This window comes from Uliginosibacterium silvisoli, from assembly GCF_036017035.1.
GTDB lineage: Bacteria > Pseudomonadota > Gammaproteobacteria > Burkholderiales > Rhodocyclaceae > Viridibacterium > Viridibacterium silvisoli.
This window is the reverse complement of the sequence record NZ_JAYXHS010000001.1, coordinates 1,882,389-1,903,936: the sequence shown is the minus strand read 5'-3', so window position 1 is coordinate 1,903,936 and position 21,548 is coordinate 1,882,389. Positions and strand designations below refer to the sequence as shown.

At 61.9% G+C, this 21,548-nt stretch carries 20 protein-coding genes; 7 read left to right on the top strand and 13 right to left on the bottom strand.

The features are described 5' to 3' along the window. Entirely contained in the window at positions 1-894 is an 894-nt protein-coding gene (locus tag VVD49_RS08650; protein WP_327598738.1) for a LysR family transcriptional regulator, read from the bottom strand. A gap of 147 nt (positions 895-1,041) precedes the next feature. On the opposite strand from VVD49_RS08650, the gene VVD49_RS08645 reads away from it, so the two are divergent. After that, a complete protein-coding gene (locus VVD49_RS08645) occupies positions 1,042-1,332 on the top strand; it encodes a putative quinol monooxygenase (RefSeq protein WP_327598737.1) in 291 nt (96 codons plus the stop codon). Between the two features lie 163 nt (positions 1,333-1,495). After that, positions 1,496-3,379: a hypothetical protein gene (locus VVD49_RS08640; RefSeq protein ID WP_327598736.1), complete on the top strand. Its 1,884-nt coding sequence runs from the start codon at positions 1,496-1,498 to the stop codon at positions 3,377-3,379. A gap of 20 nt (positions 3,380-3,399) precedes the next feature. Here VVD49_RS08640 and VVD49_RS08635 read toward each other — a convergent pair whose 3' ends face one another. Then, positions 3,400-4,467, bottom strand: coding sequence for an NADP-dependent oxidoreductase (locus tag VVD49_RS08635; RefSeq protein WP_327598735.1), 1,068 nt, complete (start codon positions 4,465-4,467; stop codon positions 3,400-3,402). Positions 4,468-4,573: 106 nt separating this feature from the next. Next, entirely contained in the window at positions 4,574-5,812 is a 1,239-nt protein-coding gene (locus tag VVD49_RS08630) for an MFS transporter (protein ID WP_327598734.1), read from the bottom strand. A 138-nt stretch (positions 5,813-5,950) separates the two neighbouring features. On the opposite strand from VVD49_RS08630, the gene VVD49_RS08625 reads away from it, so the two are divergent. Continuing rightward, entirely contained in the window at positions 5,951-6,892 is a 942-nt protein-coding gene (locus VVD49_RS08625; protein WP_327598733.1) for an AraC family transcriptional regulator, read from the top strand. Positions 6,893-6,923: 31 nt separating this feature from the next. Here VVD49_RS08625 and VVD49_RS08620 read toward each other — a convergent pair whose 3' ends face one another. Next, a complete protein-coding gene (locus tag VVD49_RS08620; RefSeq protein ID WP_327598732.1) occupies positions 6,924-7,802 on the bottom strand; it encodes a LysR family transcriptional regulator in 879 nt (292 codons plus the stop codon). Positions 7,803-7,893: 91 nt separating this feature from the next. Between VVD49_RS08620 and bla the strand changes: the two genes are divergently transcribed. Continuing rightward, complete coding sequence (gene bla / locus VVD49_RS08615; protein WP_327598731.1) at positions 7,894-8,778, top strand: class A beta-lactamase; 885 nt, start codon at positions 7,894-7,896, stop codon at positions 8,776-8,778. A gap of 22 nt (positions 8,779-8,800) precedes the next feature. Here bla and VVD49_RS08610 read toward each other — a convergent pair whose 3' ends face one another. The 8 genes from VVD49_RS08610 to VVD49_RS08575 all read right to left on the bottom strand — a co-directional run bounded on the left by VVD49_RS08610 (position 8,801) and on the right by VVD49_RS08575 (position 16,280). Beyond that, the gene (locus VVD49_RS08610; protein WP_327598730.1) at positions 8,801-10,081 is read right to left on the bottom strand and encodes an MSMEG_0569 family flavin-dependent oxidoreductase; all 1,281 of its coding nucleotides are present in this window, start codon (positions 10,079-10,081) and stop codon (positions 8,801-8,803) included. 206 nt (positions 10,082-10,287) lie between these two features. After that, positions 10,288-10,575, bottom strand: coding sequence for an MSMEG_0570 family nitrogen starvation response protein (locus tag VVD49_RS08605; protein ID WP_327598729.1), 288 nt, complete (start codon positions 10,573-10,575; stop codon positions 10,288-10,290). 10 nt (positions 10,576-10,585) lie between these two features. Next, the gene (locus tag VVD49_RS08600; RefSeq protein WP_327598957.1) at positions 10,586-11,848 is read right to left on the bottom strand and encodes an MSMEG_0565 family glycosyltransferase; all 1,263 of its coding nucleotides are present in this window, start codon (positions 11,846-11,848) and stop codon (positions 10,586-10,588) included. A 109-nt stretch (positions 11,849-11,957) separates the two neighbouring features. Then, positions 11,958-12,950, bottom strand: coding sequence for a sll0787 family AIR synthase-like protein (locus VVD49_RS08595; protein ID WP_327598728.1), 993 nt, complete (start codon positions 12,948-12,950; stop codon positions 11,958-11,960). Beyond that, complete coding sequence (locus VVD49_RS08590) at positions 12,947-13,576, bottom strand: MSMEG_0567/Sll0786 family nitrogen starvation N-acetyltransferase (RefSeq protein ID WP_327598727.1); 630 nt, start codon at positions 13,574-13,576, stop codon at positions 12,947-12,949. The genes VVD49_RS08595 and VVD49_RS08590 overlap by 4 nt, the downstream gene beginning before the upstream one ends. A 128-nt stretch (positions 13,577-13,704) precedes the next feature. After that, positions 13,705-14,835 (bottom strand): MSMEG_0568 family radical SAM protein, encoded by a 1,131-nt coding sequence (locus tag VVD49_RS08585; protein WP_327598726.1) that lies wholly within the window; start codon positions 14,833-14,835, stop codon positions 13,705-13,707. Next, positions 14,738-15,796 carry a Nit6803 family nitrilase gene (locus VVD49_RS08580; RefSeq protein ID WP_327598725.1) on the bottom strand — a complete coding sequence of 353 codons (1,059 nt, stop codon included), beginning with the start codon at positions 15,794-15,796 and terminating at the stop codon, positions 14,738-14,740. Before VVD49_RS08580 ends, VVD49_RS08585 begins: the two co-directional genes overlap by 98 nt. 1 nt (position 15,797) lies before the next feature. Next, on the bottom strand, positions 15,798-16,280 hold the full coding sequence (locus VVD49_RS08575; RefSeq protein ID WP_327598724.1) for an MSMEG_0572/Sll0783 family nitrogen starvation response protein: 483 nt from the start codon (positions 16,278-16,280) through the stop codon (positions 15,798-15,800). A gap of 480 nt (positions 16,281-16,760) precedes the next feature. Between VVD49_RS08575 and VVD49_RS08570 the strand changes: the two genes are divergently transcribed. Next, a complete protein-coding gene (locus VVD49_RS08570; RefSeq protein ID WP_327598723.1) occupies positions 16,761-18,149 on the top strand; it encodes an aminotransferase-like domain-containing protein in 1,389 nt (462 codons plus the stop codon). 5 nt (positions 18,150-18,154) lie between these two features. On the opposite strand, the gene VVD49_RS08565 is transcribed toward VVD49_RS08570, so the two are convergent. Continuing rightward, positions 18,155-20,005, bottom strand: a complete 1,851-nt coding sequence (locus VVD49_RS08565) for an AAA family ATPase (RefSeq protein WP_327598722.1) — start codon at positions 20,003-20,005, stop codon at positions 18,155-18,157. 264 nt (positions 20,006-20,269) lie between these two features. Between VVD49_RS08565 and VVD49_RS08560 the strand changes: the two genes are divergently transcribed. Beyond that, complete coding sequence (locus VVD49_RS08560) at positions 20,270-20,626, top strand: VOC family protein (RefSeq protein ID WP_327598721.1); 357 nt, start codon at positions 20,270-20,272, stop codon at positions 20,624-20,626. Between the two features lie 31 nt (positions 20,627-20,657). Next, positions 20,658-21,377 (top strand): hypothetical protein, encoded by a 720-nt coding sequence (locus VVD49_RS08555; RefSeq protein WP_327598720.1) that lies wholly within the window; start codon positions 20,658-20,660, stop codon positions 21,375-21,377. The last annotated feature ends 171 nt before the right edge of the window (positions 21,378-21,548 follow it).

Here is a 21,548-nt window from a genome sequence, read left to right as displayed (position 1 = left end):
TCACGCCTGTCGCGCGGCGAACCAGTCTTTCAGGAAGGCCACGCAGACCGATACCTTATGCGGCGTGAGACGTCGCTCGGGATACTGCGCGAAGAGCAGCAGGGGTGGTCGCTCGACATCCGGGAACAACTCCACAAGCGCGCCGGTATCGATTTCCGGTTTCGCCACGAAGCCGGGGAGCACGGCGATACCCAGACCAGCCAGCACCAGGCGTTTCAGGAACAAGGTGTTGTTGGCGCGCATGCGCGGCGTGATGACCACATGGGTCTGCCCGCGCCAGCGCAAAGGCCAGCGCAAGCCAGCCGTGGCATAGACGTAGGCAAAGCAGGCGTGCTCAGCGAGATCGTCCGGCGTCGCCGGCCGGCCATGTCGTTCCATGTAGGCCGGCGCCGCGCAGATATGCAGAGGAAATGCAGCAATACGCTGCGCCACATAACTCGAATCCTTCGGATCGGTCGTGGCGCGCAAGCCGAGGTCGAAACCTTCTGCAAGCAGATCGGCGTGGCGGTCGCCGAGATCAACATCCAGCTCGATACCCGGATGCTCGGCAGCGAAGTCGGCCAGGGCTTCGCCCAGATCAGCGAGCCCGAGTGCCATCGGCATGTTCAGGCGCAGCCGCCCGCTGGCCGAAACCGTAGCCCCCGCCGCTTCGGCATCGGCCTCTTCCACAGCCAGCAGGACAGCGCGCGCCCGCTCGAGGTAGGTTGTGCCGGCTTCGGTCAACGACAGGCGTCGTGTCGTGCGATGCAGGAGCCTGGCGCCAAGTGATGCCTCGAGCTGGTTGATGGCCTTGCTCGCAGCCGACGGCGAGACACCCAGCTCCGCGGCCGCTGCCGCAAAACTGCCCAGCTCCATGAGCCTGACGAAGAGGCGAAACGTATCGAGTCGATCCATGCCTGATTGTGCCTCGCGATTGTTTCCACGGTGCGCAGAATGAATGCACGCGCGCCCGGTTTATCACCGCAGCATTCAGCAATATCGTTCGCTCCGTCAACACGTCGTTGCCAACCCATCACGCAGCGCCCTCACAGGAGAATGAACATGTCGGACCTCATCATCGTCGCGCACGTCACCGCCAAGCCCGGCCACGAAACCGCTCTCGTCGCAGCCCAGAAGCAACTCGTGGACATCGTACGCAAGCAGCCCGGCTGCATCCTCTACGACCTGCACGAATCGGAGCAACAAGCGGGAGACGTGATCTTCTTCGAGCGCTGGGCCGACCGCACCGCGTGGGAGAACCACATGAACGGCGCACACATGGACGCCTTTCGCGCGCAGGCCGGCCACCTTATCGGCAGCTTCGAGCTGAGCCAGATGCGGCAGATCGCCTGAGCTTACTTCCATCAGGCGCCAGGTAGCCGAGACCCCACCGGTTACCCATGGCGCACAAGCCATCAACATACCCAAGGGAGGCAAGCCCTTCACGCGAGCGACACACAGGCTCCATCGATTCCGATACCCTTGGTAACGGCCGATCTCACGAGATTGAAGTGACATGAAAACCGTCAACTACTCAGCATTCATTGCGGCAGTGGTACTCGTTGCCTTCTATCTGCCGTTCGGAAGTGTTCCCCCGGCGGATGGGCTAGACCCATCATGGCAGCAAGCCATTGCACACGGTCTGGCACAGGGCATGCAGTTCGGTCGTGACATTGTGTTCACGTACGGGCCTCTCGGTTCCCTCTACGTGAATTCTGGCGGGGCCCAACTCCAAGAACTCTCCATGCTTCTATGGGGAGCCTTGATCCTTACAATGGTCTTCGTCATCACAGGGCCTCTCCTTCCAACAGACCCACCCCGGTCATGGATACGCCTCTGGGCCCTGCTCCCGCTCCTGGTGACGCCATCAAGAGACGGCTTCGCCCTATGTCTGTTCTTCTGCGTTGCCTGTCGCGCCGAGCGTATCGTTTTGCGAAGCGAGCTCACGGTATTTGTATCTCTCGTCATGGGGAGCCTGGCGCTGTGCAAGTTCACGCTCGGCGTCGCGGGGCTGTGCGCACTTGTTCCACTCAGCATGGCCTCTTATTGGCAGCATTCGGGCTGGAGGCGCTACGCGCCGGGCCCGGCTTATTTCATGGGCTTTCTCGGTGCCTGGCTCGCTGCAGGACAGGATCTGGGTAGTCTGGCGCCCTTCGTCCTGAATGATGCACAGGTGGCCGCCGGCTATTCTGCCGCGATGGGAAAGAGTGGCCCTGACAACGAACTGATCATCGGCGCTCTTCTGTTCTGCATCCTGGTGTGCCATCTGGTTCTCAAGCTGAGGCCTCATCTCACGGGCATCACCTCCAGGGCTGGAATACTCGCTCTGACTACGACGATGGCACTTGTCTTCATGGCCTGGCTTGCATTCAAACAAGGCTTCGTCCGCCACGATGGTGAGCATGTTTCCACCTATCTCGCATTTACAGGGTCAGCCCTTCTGATCTCGCTGCTCGATCCGGAAAAACAGATTCCTCGCAAAACAGTATTCACATCCACGCTTTTGTGGGCGACGCTGTGCTTTCTGGGATCAAGCCTCCCCCATCACGGGCAGGGCAGCGTGCTGGGGCGCACCTGGCTACATATCAGCCAGCAATGGAACGGCTTGCAAGAGTTGCGGGGCAAGGCATCCTCCGGAGATCTTCGCAAAACCCGGCTGGTGTTGATGAGCGCTTCTGCGCTACCTGCAGTCGATGCAACGGTAGATATAGCCTCGATCGATCTGTCCTGGCTATTTGCAAGCAGTCTCAAATGGTCGCCAAGACCGGTGATTCAAAGTTACAGCGCCTACACCCCGTCTCTCGCGCGCCTGAACGGAGATCACATGACATCTGATCTCTCCGCTCCCAGGCATTTCTTTGTCAGTATCGCCCCCATAGATGGACACATCGCGCTGCAGGAAGACCCCCTGTTATGGCCGGAGCTGGTCACCCGCTATGAGCTGGTTACGACCGACCCGATTCCACTTCTCTCTCGCCTGAAGACACAACGTAGTATCACGACGAGACAGATCACGCCGGCGCAGCATGATGGCTACTGGCACCTGCCTGCCGATGCCAGATATGATTTCGCACGCTTGAACATTGCGCCAGCAGTGGGGGTCGCCAAAGCCTTGCTGGCGATTGCCCTGCGCCCCAAAGCAATATTGCTCGAGACCAGACTCTCCAACGGAGAGACCAGGAAAGCGCCTTTCATGGCCTCACTCGGTGGAACATATTTCATATTGTCCCCGTACGTAGAGAGCAACGCCGATTTTGCAATGCTCAATCGCTCGCCTGGAAGCTTGCCAGAGAAGAGAGTGGTCGCCTTCCGTTTGATAGACGGAGCTGGGAATCCGATCGGGGTAAAAACGGCGCCGACCGTTGAATTGACGAACGTGGACATGGGCCGGCCTGTCTGAAAACTCCATGTGCGAGAACGTCACAGTGAGGGCCTCTCCCCAGGCTCGAAAGCCTGACTGTCGGCAACACTCACCACCTGCTTGCCAAGATTGCGCCCCTGCAGCATGTCGATGAAGGCTTGCGGGGCGTTCTCGAGGCCTGCCGCGCGCGCTTCGTGCAACTGGACGCGACCACTTGCCACCCACTCAGCCATGTCGCGGCGGAAAGCCTCAAAGCGCGTGGCGTAGTGATCAAGGATGATGAAACCCTGCATGCGGATGCGCCTCTGCAGCAAGCTCGCCATCAGCTGCGGCAGGCGGTTGGGGCCAGGTGGCAGCGCGTCTTCGTTGTAGTGCGCGATGAAGCCGCACACCGGCACGCGCGCTCCCAGCCGCAACAGCGGCAGCACCGCCTCGAACACGGCGCCGCCCACGCTTTCGAAGTACACATCGATACCGGTCGGGCAAGCCGCTGCCAGGCGCTCGGCAAGTAGCGGTTCGCGATGGTCGAGGCAGGCATCGAAGCCCAGCACCTCGACCGCATGACGGCACTTGTCGGCGCCACCGGCAATGCCGACCACGCGCGCGCCTTTGAGCTTCGCGATCTGGCCGACGACGGCACCGACGGCGCCCGTTACAGCGGCCACGACAACGGTCTCACCGGCCTGCACCTGGCCAATGTCGAGCAGGCCGACGTATGCGGTGAAGCCCGTCATGCCGAGACCGCCAAGCGCCAGCGAAGGCTGGGCCATGTCGCCAAGTGCCAGCAGATCTTCGCCGCTGGACAGCGCATAGTCCTGCCAGCCGGCGTTGGCGAGCACCAGGTCACCTTCATGGAATCGTGCGTGCCGCGAAGCGATGACACGGCTGACCGTACCGCCCACCATGGGCGCGCCCAACGCGACGGGTTCGGCATAGCCGGGGCCGACCTCCTCCATCAGGTTGCGCATGTATGGATCGAGCGAAAGCCATTCCGTACGCAGCAGTATCTGCCCGTCCTGCGGCGCGGGCACTGGCAACTCTTCGATACGGAAGTCCGTGAGGCGCGGCAGGCCATGCGGGCGGGCAGCGAGAACGACACGGCGATTGACGGACGTGGATTGCGTCATGTGATACCTCTGGATGGATTCAGGAAAAGGACAAGCTCGCGGGCATTGCACCCGCGCGCATCACCGGCAGGGCGCACCCGCCGGTGATGCTTACGTCATTGACCACTCATTGCGCAGCACGTGGGCCGTAGCGCAGGGTCAGCAAAGTACCGAGGCTCACCGCCACCGCCGCGAACAGCGGACCACCCAGCGCGCCGATGTGATCGACGAGCAAGCCGCCACCGATGGCGCCACTGGCGATGGCGATCTGGAACGCGGCAACCAGCAGGCCGCCTGCGCCCTCGGCCTGATCCGGCGCGGCACGCACGATCCAGGTCTGGAAGCCGACCGGAAAAGCACCGAAGGCAAAGCCCCACAGTGCAATTGCGATACCCGTGACGATGGCCGAACCGGCGGCGAAGCACAGCGTGATGGCAATCGCCGCGATCAGGGCTCCACCGAACACCACGGCCAGCCGTTCGCTACGCTCGGCAATGAAGCCGCCGGCGAAGTTGCCGAAGAAGCCACCGATGCCGTAACCGAGCAGCACGCCCGAAATCGCTGCCACCGGCAGGTGCGTGATCTCTTCCAGCAGCGGGCGGATGTAGGTGAAACCCGCGAAATGACCCGAGATGACCAGCACCACGGCGATCAGGGCGACGCGCACCGGACCGCGCCCCAGCAGTTCGAGCAGTACACGCAGGTTCGGATTGTCCTTCGGTGGCAACTTCGGAATGGCAAGCAACTGCACGGCCAGCGCAATGAGGCTCACGCCGCCCGCGGCAACGAAGGCGCTACGCCAACCCCATAGCGCGCCCATGTAGGCACCGACCGGCGCGGCGCACACGGTCGCCACAGACACGCCGGTGAGGACCAGTGACATGGCGCGTGCGAACAGGGGCAGTGGCACGAGGCGCATGGCCAGCGCTGCAGCCATCGACCAGAAACCGCCGAGCGCCACGCCCAGCATCACACGCGAAGTCAGCAGCACGGTCAGGTTGTCAGCTGTCACCGCCAGCGCGTTGGAGAGCACCAGCAGCACGGTCAGCGCCAGCATCACGCGCTTGCGATCAAGATTGCGCGTCAGCAGCGGAATCGTCGGCGCAGCGATGGCGCCGACGATGGCCGTTGCCGTCACGGCCTGGCCGGCTGCGCCGTCGGAAATATGCAGATCCGCCGACATGGCCGTCAACAGGCTGGCCGGCAGGAATTCGGCGGTGACGAGGCCGAACACCCCCAGTGTCAGCGATGCGATGGCGGGCCAGTTGGCGACGCCAGTGTCAGCTCCGCCGATGGCGTCACTGTCGGGACCCGTTGCGTCCAGCAGATCGGCGGGGGTGGCGGTATAGCTCGCTTCGTTTGTCATGGCAGCTGGCTTTCTCTCGTGGAGTTTTCTCTTATGGAACGAGGCTCCAGCTTAGAGGTAATATCTTGGCGTTTCCATGCCATAAAAGCCGATATGCTTGCTCAATCGTCCATAGAACCTCGCCAAGACTTGCCCGACATGCTCACCGAGATCCTGCTGGGTCTGCGGCTGGATGGCGTGGAGTACGGTCGCTGCGCGATGCACACGCCCTGGGCCATCAGCTTTCCGGCACAGCGCTCGGCGCGTTTCCACTTCGTTGCACACGGTGCCTGCTGGCTGCGCATGCAGGACGGGGACTGGATCCGCCTGAATCCCGGCGACGCGGTGCTGATGCCGCGCGGCAGCGCGCATGTGCTGGCCAGCTCGCCCGAGGTGCCGCCGGTAGCCATCGAGGCGCTGGCACGCGAACCCGTGGCGGGCAACATCTACCGCGTGCATGACGAAGTCGCGCCGGAGACTGAAACAGCCCTGACGACGATGCCGGCAGCAGCGGCCGACGTGCTGTTCTGCGGCGCCATGCGCTTCAACCTCGACCCCCTGCACCCCTTGATGACGATGATGCCGGACCTCATGCGCGCAGGTGAGCTGGCACAGCGCGACCCTGCCGTACCCGCCCTGCTCGAAGCCATGGAGCGTGAGATCACCCTGAACCGCATCGGAGCCTGCGGCATCCTTGCGCGTCTTGCCGACGTGCTCGCGGCGAGCATCATCCGCGCCTGGGTGGAATGCGCCTGTAGCGATGCCAGCGGCTGGATTGCTGCCGTGCGCTGTCCCGTCGTGGGCAAGGTGCTCGCAGCAATCCACAAGCAGCCGGAACGCGACTGGTCCGTCACCGACCTGGCGGAGCTGATGGGCGCCTCCCGTTCCAGCTTCGCCGACAAGTTCACCCGCGCCGTCGGCGAAAGCCCGGCCCGCTACGTGGCGCGCGTGAAGATGTTCCAGGCGCGCCATCTGATTGCGCGCGAAGGCATGCGCGTGGCCGTCGTCGCCAATCGTCTCGGCTACGACTCCGAGGCCGCCTTCAGCCGTGCCTTCAAGCGCATCGTCGGCCACCCACCGAGCGAGGCGCGGACAAACTGAAGCACCAGAGCCGCGCAGTCGACTGCCGGTGTCATGCCGGGCACATGAGCGCCTGACCCCGCAACCAGTCGCGAAAAACGCCCATCGCAACGCTGGGCTTCCTGCTCTTCAGGCTGGTGAGCCAGTAGGCACCCGTCGTCACCTCGATCGGCAGCGGCTGGACCAGTCGGCCTTCGTTCAGCTCGCTGGCGAACATGGAGGCCGGCGCGAGCGCGGCGCCCGCGCACTGCATGGCCGCTTCAACCATCAGGCGCGATGAATCGAACATCGGCCCGCGAATGGCCGGGCATTCGACACCGGCCGCTGCGAACCATGCGGGCCAGTCTTCAGGGCGATAGGAGCGCAGCAGCGGCTCACGCACCAGTGCGCCAGCCGAAGTGATGCGTAATGCGAGCGTCGGCGCGCACAACACGGTGAGCGGCGCGTTCATGAGGTGTTCGCTCTGCAGACCCTGCCAGTTGCCATCTCCGAAGCGGATGGCGAAATCCAGCCCCTCGGCGGCGAGGTCGACCTTGTTATTGTTCGTCATGAGGCGCAGGTCAACGAAAGGACAAGTCTCGCGAAAGGCACGCAGGCGCGGCAGCAGCCAGCCTACGGCGAAAGTGCCGACGACGCCGACAGTCAGCACCTCGAAGAAGTGACCGCTGTCGAACTGCTGCACGACGGCCTCCATGCGCCCGAAGGAATCCACGAGCACCGGCAGCAAGGCATGCCCTTCGTCAGTCAAGGCGAGCCCGCGCGGCAGCCTGCGGAACAGCATGACACCCAGCCGCGCTTCAAGCCCCCTCACCTGCTGGCTGATCGCCGCCTGCGTCACGCAGAGTTCGGCCGCAGCGAGCGTGAAGCTGAGATGGCGCGCGGCAGACTCGAAAGCCCGTAACGCATTGAGAGGAAGCTGGGTACGCGCCATGGCAAAAGTTTTTCTATCGCAGGGCGACAAATACTATCGCTTGCGAGCCGGCGCGGCGAGGTGGAAAGTGCCGTCTTTCGAAGGAGACGCCATGATCAACAGACGACAGTTCCTGGGCAGCGCGATCATCCCGCTCGCCACGCTTCCGTTCGCCACCTACCCGCTCATCGGCCTGGCGGCGGATGACATTGTCACCAGGCTGCACAAGATCGAAACCAGCACACGCGGGCGCCTGGGTGTGTGCCTGGTCGATAGCGGCAGCGGCAAACGCGCCGGCTTGCGCCTGGACGAGCGCTTCCCCATGTGCAGCACCTTCAAGTTTCTCGCCGCCGCGTACGTGCTGAGCCGTGTGGACGCAGGCAAAGAGCAGCTGGAGCGACGCATCGCATTCACCGAGCAGGACCTGCAGGCGTATTCACCCGGCACGAAAGATCACGTTGGCGGCGCGGGCCTCAGCGTAGCGGCGCTCTGCGAAGCTGCCATTACCCTGAGTGACAACACGGCGGCGAATCTCCTGCTGGCCAGCTTCGGCGGGCCCGCAGGTCTCACCGGCTGGCTGCGGGCCAGCGGCGACAAGCTCACCCGGCTCGACCGCAATGAGCCCTCGCTCAACGAGGCACGCCCCGGCGACCCGCGCGACACCACGACGCCGGCAGCAATGGCCGACACGATGAAGAAGATTCTCTTGGGAGACCTGCTCGCGCCGGGCTCACGAGCAACCCTGCTGAGGTGGCTGGACGCGACACAGACCGGCAATGCCCGCATCCGTGCCGGCGTCCCACCAGGCTGGCTTGTCGGTGACAAGACGGGCACCGGAGACAGGGGCACCAGCAATGACATTGCCATCATCCGCCCGCCCGGTCGCGCGCCCATCCTGCTGAGCGTGTACCTGACCGGCGCAAAAGTACCCGGCCCCCAGCGCGATCTGGCGATTGCAGACGTCGCACGCCTGATCAGCGGCTGGCTGGAGGGCTGACCGCCGAACGCACCTATCCGCCTCAGGCTGCCGCGCGCATCGCGCCACCGTCTCCAGCCGCACACGCAGCGACCCGGACGGCGATCTGCTCGGCAAGGAAGGCCGCATCGCGCGCGACACCCGAGAAGCGGCCCGAGCCCCAGGTGTGCAACCAGGGCAGGCCGAGGAAGTACAGGCCCGGCTGCTTCGTCACGCCACGCACATGGCCTGGATAACCACGGCCGTTGAACACCGGCACGTCGCACCAGCTGAAGTCTGGCGTGAAACCGATGCACCACACGATACTGGTAATGCCAGCAGCCACAGGATCGAGCGCGGTGCGCTCTTCTGTCACCTGCCATAGCGGCTCGTACACACCGCCTGCCGGCGCATCGATGCCCATCTTCGCGATGTACTTGTCGATGCTCGCGTTGATGCCGTTGTAGATCGTGTCGCCATGCTCGAGGTTGGCGGCGAGGTCGGGGGCAAACTGCAGATTGCCATCCGCATAATCGTGCAGGCGTCCGAACAGCTCCATACCCTGTGTCGCGAACTTGCGCAGGTCGATATCGCGCCCGCCATCGCGGCCCGTGACGTAGTGATTGGTGTTGTCGCGCACGCCCTCCTTGAGCGGATGCTGCTCGACGGGCATCTCGTAGTAGTTCATGTCGGCAAGCCAGTCGACCACATCCTTGCCGCGATAGAAACGCGCGCAGCGCGGTGCATCGCCCGTCGCGAGATAGACCTTGCGACCGGCGAGGTGCAGGTCCTCTGCGATCTGCGCGCCCGACTGCCCCGAGCCGACGACCAGCACCGCGCCTTCCGGCAGGCTCCGTGGATTCTTGTACTGTTCCGAGTGCACCTGCGTGATGCTCGCCGGCAAGCGCTCGGCCATGCGCGGCACGATGGGCTGGTGATAGCCGCCCGAGGCGACCACGACCTGATCCGCCGTGAACTCGCCGCGTGAAGTGCTCACGCTGTAGCCGCCCTCTGCGCGCACCGCCACGCGCAGCACACTCACACCTTCGAGCACCGGCGCATTCACGTGGCGCGCGAAGCCATCGAGATATTCGAGAATCTCGTGCTTCACCATGAAGCCATGCGGGTCGTTGCCCTGGTACGGGTAGCCGGGCAAGGCGCACTGCCAGTTCGGCGTGACGAGGCAGAACGTATCCCAGCGCGCATTGCGCCAGCTGTGCATGAGGGTCTTCTTCTCCAGCACGAGGTGATCGACCTGCGACTGTTGCAGGTAATAGCTCATCGACAGGCCTGCCTGACCGCCGCCGACGATGATGACATTGTGATGCTGGATGGTGGAGTTCATGGTGGCGTTTTCCTTCTGCATGTTTCTTGCCGTCATTCCCGCGAAAGCGGGAATCCAGTGGCGTTGATTTCAGGTGTCGATTCAGTTGCGCGGGGTTGCTTCAAATTTCTGGCGACATTCAGACCAACTTGTCGGCCAGCGGACGTGCATTGAACGCCGCTGGATTCCCGCCTTCGCGGGAATGACGGAGTGGGAAGCATGGGCATTCATTCCTCGAACCCCAGCACTTCAATCTGCGCGTCGGGTGTAGTGCTGAATATCTGTGCTCGCGCTTCCAGTTCCGCCAACTGATCCATCGCCGACGAACACGCGAAGCCGTACTTCGCGCGCACACGCTCGGAGGCGATGTTCAGCGCCTCGCGGCTACGGTTCATGAAGTCGCCAAGCGGGTAGCGTTCGCCGGGCGTGAGGAAATCCTTGATGACCAGCGAGGGCGAATAGCAGTTGAGCTCGCTGTTGTCCGGCCAGCGGACGCGGAAGTGCATGACGGGCATGTTGGTTCTCTCAGGTTGTGGCGTCGGCGAGCGCCGACGTGGATTCAGCAAGGTGCTTGCGGTACAGCGCGACGTGACCTTCGGCACTACGTTGCCAGCTGAAGGTGTCGATCAGTGAGGCGGCCAGTTCGCGCAGTGCGGCACCGCGCGTGGCCGACGCTGCGATGCGCATGGCATCGGCGATGGAGTCCGCGTCGGATGGATCACACCAATGGCACAGCGCTTCGTCGAGGTATTCCGTGAAAGGCGCGATCTGCGATACGACGACGGGCGTGCCACTGGCGAGTGCCTCCAGCACAACGAGGCCGAAGCCTTCGCGCAGGGAAGGCATGAGCAATACATCAGCCGCGCGGAACAGCGCGGGCATGTCGGCATCGATGAGCGTGCCGGTGATGTGCACCGCTTGCCCCGCGCCAAAGCTCAGGCCGCTCTCGCGCAGTAGCGTGTGAAACTCGCGGCTGTAACTGTTGTGATCGAGCAGGCTGGCGCCGCCGGCGATGACGAGACGCGCGGCCGGCATGCGTGCGTGGAACTGGATGAAAGCCTGCAGGATGCGTAGCGTGTTCTTGCGTTCTTCAATGCCACCGACGGCGAGGAAGACCGGTTTGTTCATGCCGATGTTCAGCTCGCCTCTTACGCGCGCATCGCTTGCATCGGTGCGTGTCGAATAGCGCTCGGCATCAACACCGTTATGCACGAGCTGCGTGTCGACGCCGTGTTCGCTGCGCATGTGCGCGCGCCACAGCTGACTCACGCACAGCACCGTGTCTGCCTCACGCCAGGCACGCATCTGCCACGTTGCAAGTTGTGGATTGGTGAAGTTGTCGAGGTGATGCACGGTGCGCACGAAGCCTGCGATCAGGCTGCGTTCCTTCAAGTTGGCAAGCGCGTTGCCGCTGATGCTGTCCTGCGCGTGGAGAATGTCGAAGTGCTGGTGCTGCAGGGTGCTCGTGAGGTGGCTTACGTAGGCGTCTATGCGCGATGCGACCATCTCCACTGTGTCTTTCGATGCTGCGGCAACGGGGATGAGTTGCACTTCGCAGGGCATGTCGCGGAAGAGCGTCTGGCCTGCTTCGGCCGGGGCCATGATGGTGACGGTGTGGTCGGCGTTGTGCAGAGCGTTCGCGAGTTCGAGCGTGTGGACTACGCCGCCGCGTGGATTGATCGAATGCGTTAGCAGCGCAATGTGCAGGGGCCGTTGTTGATTGAACGCACCCTCTCCCCCTGCCCCTCTCCCACAAGTGTGAGAGGGGAGCAACTCCTGGCTTGCCACTTGATTGGCAGCCGATGTCTCGAGCCCACAGTTGCCTAAGCGCGCCGATGCGAACTCCCCTCTCCCGCCTGCGGGAGAGGGGTTGGGGGAGAGGGCTGCAGCAATTGCCCTAGACACTTTTCATCTCCCGCACACTCGGCGTGATGAAAGCATCCTGAGAAAAATCCCAAAGCACTTCTGTCTCATTACCCTGCTGCAACACCACCTGCGAACCCGCCTTCACATCACCCACGCACGCACAAGCGATATTCCGCGCAGCAAACAACTCCTGCACCGCACCTACATTCTCAGGCCGCACACTCAACACAAATCCAAAACTCGGAAACGCAGTCAGCCAGCGCTGCAGATCCACACCCTCAGGTCGCGGGATCGCATCGAAGTCTATCACTGCGCCCACACCCGAACACTCCAGCAACATCATCGCCGTGCCAACCGCACCAGCCATGCTGATGTCCTTCGCCGCATCGCACAGCCCGTTCTCGGCGAGCATGGGCAGCAACTCCAGATCGCCACGCAGGCGAGCACCATCAGTGCGTGACGACGCGTTCCACCAGGGATAGGGCTCTTCGAACTGGCCGCGCAGATCGATCGCCATCATCAGCTTGTCGCCGGGCCGCGCGTTGAAACTGGTGAGCAACTTCTTCGCGCGGCCAAGAATCGCGACGGCGAGTTGTCCACGCTCACTGCGGTTGTTGCTGTGCCCGCCGACGATGGGCACGCCATAGGCGGCAGAAGCGGCAGCCATGCCCTTGATCACTTCGTCCGCCGGATGCATGCCCTTGCTCCACAGCGCATCGACGACGGCAATCGGCCGCCCACCCATCGCGGCGATATCGCTGATGTTCACCATCACACCGCTGTAGCCAGCGAACCAAGGCATCTTCGCGATGAAGTCTTCCGTCATGCCTTCAATGGCAAACAACAGGTAGCCGTCGCCATCGGGAATCGCAGCGCAGTCGTCACCCACGGCGACGGCTTGCGACATGTCATTGAAGCCGCCGGGCAGCGACGCAGACAGCGCACCGACCACGTCGCTGATATCGCGTTTGTGCGCGAAACCGCGGCTCTCACGCAGTGCAGTGGTGATGGCTTTCAGGCTCATCGTGCGGCTCGCGATTGCGTGACGAAGCCACTCACCGGGTCGTAACACGGCGGGTAATGATCGAGGTCCGCCTGCATGGCGTGATGGGAGCGGCCGAGCAGCGTCTCCTGGTGCATCACGTTCCAGTGCAGGCGGCGGAACAGCGGCACGTTCTGGCTTTGCACATGCGCGCGGAAAGTCTTGCAGCCCTGTGCATGCGCGCTGGTGACGGCGAGGCGGATCAGCGTTGCGCCGAGCTTGCCGTGATTGCGGAAGGCCGCATGCACGGCAAGGCGCGAGCCGTACCAGAGGTTCGGCAGGCCATCTTCTTCCTCGCGATGGATGCGCACGGTGCCGACGACCTGATCGGGAATGCCGGCCACGCACAGCATGGCGACGAGCAGTTGCGCGCGCTCGTCGATGGCATCGCGGTCATCACCGAGGAAGATGCCCTGCTCGACGCAGAAGACCGCGCGGCGCAGTGCGTGCGCCTCGCGCGCTTCCCAGTCCTGCGTCACCCACTTGATGCGGAATTCGCAGGGGGTGAATACGTCGTGGCGTGAGTCGCAGAATTCGTCGAGGAGGGCTTGAGTGGGTGCGTCGTAAAGTGTGTCGCGTTCAAGGGGCTCGATGTTCTCAGTCAGCATGACAAACCTCCCATGCCTCGTCATCCCGGCGAAGGCCGGGATCCAGAGACTTTTCGTTGCAGCACGGCGGCTGGATCCCGGCCTTCGCCGGGATGACGATGGTTTGATTGTTTCTCATGAGGTTCGCCTCAAGCCTCGTAAGTCGACTGCGAAGAACAAGCCCCACACTTCCCGCAACCCGCTTTGATGTCCGCCGCGCGCAACCCCGCCCCACTCACCATCTTCCCGAGCGGCTCCAGCACCGACCTCATGAACTTCGGCGTCGGCGCAGGGTGGTTCTCCAGCGGCGTGCCGCTGATAGGCACGAAGGGCACCACAAACGGATACACGCCAATCGCAATCAGTTTCTCGCACATCTCGAGAATCGCTTCGCGCGTGTCGCCAAGACCGGCGAGGATGTAGGTGCTCACCTGGCCGCGACCGAACACGCCAACAGCTACTTCGAAAGCGCGCATGTAGCGCGCGAGCGACACCGTCGCCTTGCCCGGCATGATGCGGGCGCGCACTTCGGGCGTGACCGCTTCGAGGTGCATGCCCAGCGTGTCGATGCCGGCGGCCTTCATTCGGGCGAACCATTTGTCATCATTCGGCGGTTCGCACTGGCCCTGGATGGGCAGGTCGACAGCCGCACGAATGGCGAAGGCGCTATCGCAGAGAATCTTCGCGCCACGGTCCGGTGTCGGTGGCGTGCCGGTGGTGAGCACCATGTGCTTCACGCCGTCGAGCAGCACGGCGGCGCGTGCCACCTCGGCGAGTTGTTCCGGCGTCTTGTGCGCGATGGTGCGGCCCGCAGCGAGCGACTGGCCGATGGCGCAGAACTGGCAGGCTGAGTCGCGCTTGTCGTAGCGGATGCAGTTCTGCAGCACTGTCGTTGCCAGCACGTCGGAGCTGTGCAGCGTAGCGATATGCGAATAGGGCACACCGTCGAGCGTCTGCAGCTTGTAGAAGCGCGGCGCCTTCGGGAAGCTGATGTTCGCAATCGGGATGGTGGCGCGCTTGAGGGAGATGCGCCCCTGCGCATCCGGCGCGCTCGCCACGAATGGGGAGTGCGAAGCGGTCGATGTATGCACCGGCACCATGATGGTGTGGCCATCCACCGTCACTGCCTTGTGATCGGATGGCCCAGCGCCGCCGCGCCGGCTCGACGCGCCGGTGTCGATGCTATCCAGCCGCAACCCGTAAGACTGCAACTCCGTCATCAACTGACGTGCCGCCGTGCTGATCGCCGGTGTGTCCAAAGAGATCTCTGCTGTCTTCATGGCCTTGCTCCTGTGCTGCTGTATGCATTGGTGTCACGTACTCGCCGGCCGCATCGTTGATGCGCAGGCTCAACAACTCCGGTCGCGCGTAGTGGCCGACCGAATCCATCATGCGTTTGCGTTTGGTGATGAGGCTCATGTCCATGTCGGCGATGACCATGCCCTCGCCTTCGCGCAGCGGTGGCGCGAGGTGCACGCCCTCCGGCGACACGATGGCGGTGTTGCAGCCGCCGCGCAGCGCGCGCTGCAGGCTGGTGTCGGGCGTGATCGCGGTGATCTGCTCATCCGTCAGCCAGCCCGTCGCATTCACCACGAAGCAGCCGGACTCGGCCGCGTGGTGGCGGATCGCCGCATCGATCTGGTCCGAGAAGATCTGCCCCACCATCGAGCCGGGAAACTGGCTGCAGTGGATCTCCTCGTGCTGCGTCATCAGCGCATAGCGCGCCAGCGGGTTGTAGTGCTCCCAGCAGGCCAGCGCACCGACCTTGCCGACGGCCGTGTCGACCACTTTCAGCCCGCTCGCATCGCCTTGCCCCCACACCATGCGCTCGTGGTACGTCGGCGTGATCTTGCGGCGCTTCAGCTTCAGCATGCCATCCGCATCGAAGACGAGTTGCGTGTTGTACAGGCTGCCGTGGTCGCGCTCGTTCACGCCGAGCACCACTACCACGCCGCGCGCCTTGGCCCGCTCCGCCACCGCCACCGTCACGGGCCCGGGCACCACCACCGCCTGCTCGTAGAGCTTCATGTGGTCGGCGCCCATCGCCATCGCCGGTTTGACGAAGGAGAAGTACGGGTAGTACGGCACGAAGGTCTCGGGGAACACGACGATCTGCGCGCCCTGCGCCGCCGCCGCGTCGATGGCCTCGCACACCTTGTTCAAGGTGCCGTCCGGCCTGTCGAAGACCGGCGTGATCTGGATCGCCGCAGCGCGCACGACCCGGTTCGATGCGGACGTCATCTCACAGCGTCCAGGTGTCGAGGATGAACGCGTTGTTCTTGCGATGGAGCAACACGATGTCGAGCACATCCAGCGGGCTGATCGGCTTGATGCCTTCGATCAGCGATGGCTCGCCGTGACCGTAGAGTGCCTGCAGCGCAAAGCGGCACGCATAGACCTTGCCGCCCTCTTCCATGAACTTCGTGATCTGCTTGTTGAAGTTCAGATGACCCGGAAAGGCCTCGTCGCCCAGCGTCGGAAAACCGCGCTGAACGCCGAGCGTGACGCCGGGGCCGTACAGCAGGATCGAGGTCTCGAAACCCTTGCGTTGCAGACGCGTCGCCTGCAGCAGATTGACGAAACCGATCGAGCCCTCGAAGGCCACCGTGTGAAAGGTCACCAGCGCCTTCTCACCCGGATCGGCCTTCACGTCTTCGAATACCTTCTCCTCGTAATTGACGAAGAAATCACCTTTCTGATGGGCCGGTTTGCTGACTGCGGGCATGTTGCTTCTCCTGTTTTGACTGGTTGATGTGCGTCGTAGCGACATCTCCCTTGAGCAGCATCCATGCCATCAAGTCGGCGGTAACATGCGATCAATATGCAATCAACACCAAGGAAAAACCGGTTCCTGCCAGAAAGTTTTTTGGCACCTCTCCGGGAATGGAAATTGATCGGCATCAAGCGGCAGGCCCAATGATTTCAATGCACTGCGGCCGTGCAGCTCCGCTCGATTGCGGTGCGCAAAAGCGTGCAGAAACCGACTTGCAATGCAATCAAGCACGTGATTTCATGCAATCAAGTCAAACCAGTCACCTCTCTCACATTTATGGGAGAGAGGCCGGGAGAGAGGGCTGGTGGATCAACACGGCTCGCAGCAATGCCCCGATTCGCGAGCCCTCTCCCCCAACCCCTCTCCCGCAAGCGGGAGAGGGGAGCAAGAACCCGAACGCGCTAGCAATCATGTCACGCACGAATGAACCACATGACCAAAACCACCCACTGGATCAAGCAACTCGCAGAGGCCACCAAGCCCGCCTACCTGCTCATCGCCGATCTCATCGCCGAAGACGTGCGCACCGGCCGCCTCACCGTGCGCGATCAACTGCCCACGCTGCGCGATCTCGCCACCGCGCTGAACCTCAACTACACCACCGTCGCGCGCGGCTATGCCGAAGCGCGCAAGCGCGGCCTCATCGACAGCCGCGCCGGCTCCGGCACCTTCATCCGTGGCCAGGCGCCATCCATGCCGCTGCGTGGCGGCAGCGGTGCCGAGATGACCATGAACCTGCCGCCCGAGCCGCAGGACGCAGCCCTCATCACGCGCCTGCACGAAAGCGCGGCGCTCGCTCTAGCCAAAGGAAACTTCTACGAGCTCATGCGCTACCAGGATTTCGGCGGCACCGCCGAAGACCGCGACGTCGCCGCACAATGGCTGCGCCCCTGGCTGCATGAGAGCCGGGTAGAGAACGTCCTCGTCTGCCCCGGCATACACAGCGTGCTCACCGCCCTCGTCTCGCAACTCGCGCGCCCCGGCGAAGCCATCTGCGTCGAATCGCTCACCTACCCCGGCATCAAGGCCATTGCCGCTCAATTGGGGGTGAAACTTTTACCCCTGCCGCTCGACGAAGACGGCCCCAGCGCCAGCGCCTTCGAACACGCCTGCAAGAACCTGCATCCCAAGGCGCTCTATATCAACCCCACGATGCTCAACCCGACCACCACCACGACCTCGCGCGCGCGCCGCGAAGCCCTCGCCGACATCGCCCTGCATCACAGCGTGCCCATCATCGAAGATGATGCCTATGGCATGCTGTCGCGCCAATCACTCAAGACCCTCGCCCAGCTCGCGCCAGACCTCACCTACTACATCTCGGGATTTTCAAAATGCTTCGGCGCTGGCCTGCGCACCGCCTACGTCAGCGCGCCCAACGCACGCCTCGCCCAGCGCCTCGCCGGCGCCATGCGCGCCACCACCGTCATGGCCTCACCCGTCACCAACGCCATCGCCACGCAAGCCGTGCAGGACGGCACCGCCGCCGCCATGCTCAACGCCATCCGTAGTGAAGGCCTGGCCAGACAAGCCCTCGCCGACGAACACCTCGCCGGCCGCGGCCACCTCGCCCAACCCGAAGGCTTTCACCTCTGGCTGCCCGTCGAAGAATCCTGGAGCGTCGTCGAATTCGCCTCCTATCTACGAACCCAAGGCGTAGGCGTCGTCGCCAGCGCCGCCTTCTCTACGGATGCCGACCCACCGAATGCCGTTCGGGTATGTTTGGGCGGACCGATGACATTGCAGGAGTGTGATGTGGCGCTAAGATTGATTGCGGATACGCTGGATCATCCGCGGCATCCACATGCCACTGTGATGTAGTCACATCAACCTACCTCGTCCAAGAACAGGGATGCATTGGCAAACTGTTGAGTCCAGAACCCATGTTCTTGCCCATTGGAATAATTTGCTGGGCGCGCTCTCAGTTCAACAATCTTCTGTTTCGCAGTGGCCTTTAGTTGCTCAACAGCCGTTCGTCTCGTCTCCGCACTCAAGTTTGACAGCAGGCATTTTGCGATCAGATGTGCAGTCAAGCGACCATCCCTTCTGGTGGTACGAACAAATAGACCTGCCTCAACATCCGCACTTGATACAGCAAACAGGGTACGTAAATGGCTTGTGTCTAGAACCAAGAACCCTTGCTCGTGTGCTTTCTCACCGATAGGTATGCGTTGGTCCTCTACCACAAGAATATAGCCGTCTTCCTTAAGGGCTCGTTTGACCAATGACTGCTGCGAGAAAAGATCCACCCAATTCCGCGGAGGTATCTCGTGCAACACATTGCACATTACGACGACATCAACACTTTGATCCTCGTTATGGGTAAAGAAGTCTTCACGCGTGTTGGAGTAGCGCCCTTCCACATCAGGAAAATAGGTGCTTATGACTTGTTTGCAGACATCCTGATCGTGTGGGTATGAATCAAAGGCGAAATAGCTAAGCCGATCTGAGATGGCTAGGCCTTCATCATCAAATTGAGCAGCGATGCCTTGAAGAAGTCTACCTTTACCGGCGCCAAAATCTAATAGACGTAAGCTCTCTCCTACTCGGAGGGAGTCTATTGCTTTGGCAATCTGTTCAACTTGCGGATCATGAACGCCATCGCTCACTACTTTCGGCGCAAAGAGGCTCTCCGTCGCAAAATTGATCGCGGCAAGCTGCGCCGGCAGCCCGGTAAAAGTATTGAGCTGCGCAATACCCTCTGCGCTACCAAGAAGGCTCGTGAGCACTGTCTGCGGGTGCCGACCGGCATTTGTCACTTCCCCATCCTCTACGAACCACAACGACATCGGTTCAATGCTCGCTACGTAGGCAAGTAGCGGCACTGAGTGCGTCGCAATCCATATCTGGGATCCAGTTGCGTTGTACAGCGACTTCAGAAGATCAACAGCAGCCGAGGGATGTAGATGATTCTCGGGCTCATCCAGCAGGAAAATTGTATTGTCGAGCGTGGCCCGTTGAGCATGAAGCGCCACGCAAAGCTGCAGAATTACCCTTTGCCCATCAGAGAATCCGACGTCTCCGATTGCCTTTCCAAACATAGTGGCAGAAGCATCTGCGTCTCTATTGAGTGAAACTCCAAGCAGTTGTTCAAGCGTTGTATTAAGGCTCACATAGTCTTCAATCGCAGACGCTCGATCCTCGTTTGCTCCGCTATATCCGGGGTGAGTCACATTCCACCAACGATCCTGCAGTTGTTGGATATAGAGCAAGCTGTGGGTTGAGCTACCGAGTCCCGGATTTCTAGCGTTCGCTCGGCTAGACAGCAAGGAGCCTTTTGTTTGATGGTGAGGACTGTCCATCTGCAAGCTCTTGGGGACAAATCGTACCGCTTGAAACGGCGTCTCTGTATCAGTTGGAATTATTCGCTGTGTGGCCAACACCAGATTTTTCTCGTGTTCAGCCACCTGGACTTTCCAATTGTCGAAATAAGGAGATCCTGGATTGTTCGCCATTGCTCTTGGTAAAGCCTCAAGTTGCTCCCGAAACCTAGGGACTTGCGGATGCAACTGACGACGCGCGTGAATATAAAACTCCAGCTTGTCTAAGAGCCGCGATTTTCCTGCCCCATTCTTTCCCGCGAGTGCAACAAATCGACCTAAGCGAGACATGTTGATTTCTCGCAGTCCAACATCATTTACTTCCTTGGCAGGAGCAAAGAATCTTTGAATTAGCATGGTCGCAAACCTCTCTTGTATGAATTTCCTATTAGCATAAATTACATTGAGACTTTCATCCTCAACCTCCCCGGCACTTCTCTAACGGCTACTGCGCACGAACTCAGCCCCAATGTCCCGGGCTCAATCTAGAGAGCAACTGCTTCCCTGATTCTCATTGCGCGAGCACATCATCACAGCGAAGACGCGGCCATCGGCGGGACTGACGGGCGCCGATCTTGCTGACTATGTCTGCAAGTAACCAGATCGGAAAAGGAGCCCGCCATGACCATCCGCAACGCCCTCGCCAGCGTGGCCGTCAGCAATATCTCCGCAGCAAGCCAGTGGTACGAACAACTGTTTGGCCGTCCTGCCGATTCACAGCCCATGCCGGAGCTGGCGGAGTGGCGCTTCGAGCGTGGCGGCTGGTTGCAGGTGTATGAGCAACCGAAGATGGCGGGCAAGGGTTCGGTGACGCTTGCTGTGAGCGACATCGCCGAGCAGGCGGAGCATCTCGACACCATGGGTGTCGATACTTCTCACAGGTCGTCCAGCGCACTCGTGAATACGCTGATGATTACCGACCCTGACGGCAACCACATCGCCTTCGCGCAGGCCATCGATCCGAGCCTGGCGCAGTAGCCCCCGATCCAATTCTTCGAAAGGAAACATCATGGGCAAACCGCTTGAGCAGTGGAAAGTCTTGCCGCACGGCAAGCTGGTCGAAGTGGATGAAAACATCCTGAGTGTGGTCGGCCAGATTCACATGCCGCTAGTGGATTTTCCACGGCGCATGACCATCGTGCGCCTGAAGGACCGACGCCTCATCGTGTTCAACGCGATCGCGCTGGATGAGGACGAGATGCTCGCGCTGGAGGGCTATGGCCACATGGCCTTCCTGATCGTGCCGAACGATCATCACCGGCTCGACGCGCCGGTGTGGAAGCAGCGCTATCCCTACATGGAAGTGGTGACGCCGGAAGGTGCGCGCAAGAAGGTGGCGGAAGTGGTGGCGGTGGATACGTCGATGCCGCAATTCGGGGACGAGAACGTGCACTTCGTAACCGTGCCCGGCACGCATGACCGCGAGGCGGCGCTGCTGGTGCATGGGCCTCACGGCTCGACACTGGTCCTCAACGACATTGTCGGCAACATCCGCCACGCCTCGGGCTTCGAAGGCTGGTTCCTGCGCATGTTGGGCTTCGCCGGCGATGAGGCGAATGTGCCGACACCGGTGAAGCTGACCTTGCACGGCGGCAAGGAAGCGCTGCGCAAGCAGCTACTGCAATGGGCGGATCTTGCGACGCTGAAACGGATACTCGTTTCGCATGGCGAGCCAATCACTGAGCGGCCAGACGAGGTATTGCGCGATCTGGCAGCTTCGCTGGAATGAATATCGTCGCACTTGAGACTACCGTTGAGCAGCATGCCTGCGTGGGCATACCCCCTTGATGCTTCGCGCGCATACCTTGCTTGTATGTGACTCTTGCAGCGCAAGTGGTCAAGCCAGTGGGAACAACAAGCTGCAGTGCAGGACAGCTTCGAGGCATTCGTCATTTCTATT

Bases quoted from the DNA above. Each gene is read 5' to 3' on its own strand.
- VVD49_RS08650 (WP_327598738.1), bottom strand. From the start codon at position 894: ATGGATCGACTCGATACGTTTCGCCTCTTCGTCAGGCTCATGGAGCTG.
- VVD49_RS08580 (WP_327598725.1), bottom strand. From the start codon at position 15,796: ATGACGTCCGCATCGAACCGGGTCGTGCGCGCTGCGGCGATCCAGATC.
- VVD49_RS08570 (WP_327598723.1), top strand. From the start codon at position 16,761: ATGACCAAAACCACCCACTGGATCAAGCAACTCGCAGAGGCCACCAAG.
- bla (WP_327598731.1), top strand. From the start codon at position 7,894: ATGATCAACAGACGACAGTTCCTGGGCAGCGCGATCATCCCGCTCGCC.
- VVD49_RS08620 (WP_327598732.1), bottom strand. From the start codon at position 7,802: ATGGCGCGTACCCAGCTTCCTCTCAATGCGTTACGGGCTTTCGAGTCT.
- VVD49_RS08625 (WP_327598733.1), top strand. From the start codon at position 5,951: ATGCTCACCGAGATCCTGCTGGGTCTGCGGCTGGATGGCGTGGAGTAC.
- VVD49_RS08605 (WP_327598729.1), bottom strand. From the start codon at position 10,575: ATGCCCGTCATGCACTTCCGCGTCCGCTGGCCGGACAACAGCGAGCTC.
- VVD49_RS08590 (WP_327598727.1), bottom strand. From the start codon at position 13,576: ATGCTGACTGAGAACATCGAGCCCCTTGAACGCGACACACTTTACGAC.
- VVD49_RS08635 (WP_327598735.1), bottom strand. From the start codon at position 4,467: ATGACGCAATCCACGTCCGTCAATCGCCGTGTCGTTCTCGCTGCCCGC.
- VVD49_RS08565 (WP_327598722.1), bottom strand. From the start codon at position 20,005: ATGCTAATTCAAAGATTCTTTGCTCCTGCCAAGGAAGTAAATGATGTT.
- VVD49_RS08640 (WP_327598736.1), top strand. From the start codon at position 1,496: ATGAAAACCGTCAACTACTCAGCATTCATTGCGGCAGTGGTACTCGTT.
- VVD49_RS08645 (WP_327598737.1), top strand. From the start codon at position 1,042: ATGTCGGACCTCATCATCGTCGCGCACGTCACCGCCAAGCCCGGCCAC.
- VVD49_RS08555 (WP_327598720.1), top strand. From the start codon at position 20,658: ATGGGCAAACCGCTTGAGCAGTGGAAAGTCTTGCCGCACGGCAAGCTG.
- VVD49_RS08585 (WP_327598726.1), bottom strand. From the start codon at position 14,835: ATGAAGACAGCAGAGATCTCTTTGGACACACCGGCGATCAGCACGGCG.
- VVD49_RS08595 (WP_327598728.1), bottom strand. From the start codon at position 12,950: ATGAGCCTGAAAGCCATCACCACTGCACTGCGTGAGAGCCGCGGTTTC.
- VVD49_RS08630 (WP_327598734.1), bottom strand. From the start codon at position 5,812: ATGACAAACGAAGCGAGCTATACCGCCACCCCCGCCGATCTGCTGGAC.
- VVD49_RS08610 (WP_327598730.1), bottom strand. From the start codon at position 10,081: ATGAACTCCACCATCCAGCATCACAATGTCATCATCGTCGGCGGCGGT.
- VVD49_RS08560 (WP_327598721.1), top strand. From the start codon at position 20,270: ATGACCATCCGCAACGCCCTCGCCAGCGTGGCCGTCAGCAATATCTCC.
- VVD49_RS08575 (WP_327598724.1), bottom strand. From the start codon at position 16,280: ATGCCCGCAGTCAGCAAACCGGCCCATCAGAAAGGTGATTTCTTCGTC.